1 protein-coding gene is annotated in these 1,181 nt (G+C 67.0%); it reads right to left on the reverse strand.

Annotation, left to right across the window (positions count from 1 at the left end; all coding sequences use genetic code 11):
• Positions 1 to 1,181: ImcF-related family protein (locus ACWKWX_RS32605; protein WP_483829926.1), on the reverse strand; the 1,181-nt coding region annotated here is incomplete at both ends.

A 1,181-nucleotide genomic window follows, 5' to 3' on the forward strand; every position in this document is an offset into this window, starting at 1 on the left:
GACGCGGGTCAGGTAGCTGTGCAGGCTCAGCGGGCTGTTGTCCTTGGCCAGCAGTTGCAGCAACGGGGCGAAGGTGGTGTCCAGCGGACCTTGTGGCGTATCGATGGTTTGCTGCGCCGTGTTGATCAGCGCTTTGCTGCCGGTTCCGGCCTGGTAGGCCACGGTGGTGATCAGGGCCAGCAGCGGCGATTGTTGCGGGTCACTCATCAGCGCCAGCTGGTCGACCGCCTCGCCCAGGTCCTTGGCCTGGCGCCAGCGCACGCTGTTGAGGAAGGCCAGCCAGGCGCTGCCGAAGTCCTTGAAGTAGCGGGCGGTGAGTCTGGCCTTGAGGGCTTTAGGGGACAGCTCGCTATCGACGTTCGCTGCCTGGTCTGTGAGCACCCAATCGATTTTCTCCCGGCGTGCCTCGGCGATGTCGTCGATGGCAGCCCGTATCTGCCCGTCCCACGCCTGGCGAGTGAAGATGCCCGGCACGCTGCGGGTCGCGCCAAACAGCGCCGACGCCTGGGTGTTGCCGAGCATCTGCGCCAGCGCCATCGGCGGGAAATGATTGCCCGCGCGGTCCAGCACCTCCTGGTACAGGCTGGCCTCGGCGTTGCGCTGGCCCAGCTCGCCAAGCAGGACCTGCCGCACCTGGGCGATCAGGCGTGGGTTGGCGTCGATGCGCCATTCGGGATGGCTGGGGAGTTGCTGGAGGTAGAACGACCATTGGCCGGGCAGATCAGGCACGCGCTCAAGCAGCAGTTTTTCCAGGAACGCCGGATCGGCTTTTTCCGGGTGCGCGAGCATTAGGTAGGCCTTGAGCGGCTCGTAGGCGCCACCGGCCATCTCCGTGCGCGCCTTGCTGCCGGCGGGCTGCGCCACCAGGGTCCACAGCGTCTGCTCCAGGCTGGCCACGGCCTTGTCACGCAGCAGTGCATGGGTGGCCTGCACGTAGCGCGGCCAGAGCGAGTCGAGCAGCGCCTGGCTGTGGCTCAGGCCGAAGCCCAGGTACCAGGGCTCGCCGTGGACGCGGCGGTACTCCAGGCGGTCCACCTCGCGGGTCAGGTTGCTGAGGGTGGTGAGAGTGGTGATCGGCTGTTCGGCGACCTGCGCCAGGTGGAGCGCTTGGTTGCGGTTGGCCACGAAGGACAGCAATACACCAGCCGTCAGCACGCCTGTGGCGGCCAACGTAGCCACGT

This window comes from Pseudomonas imperatae (assembly GCF_057128625.1).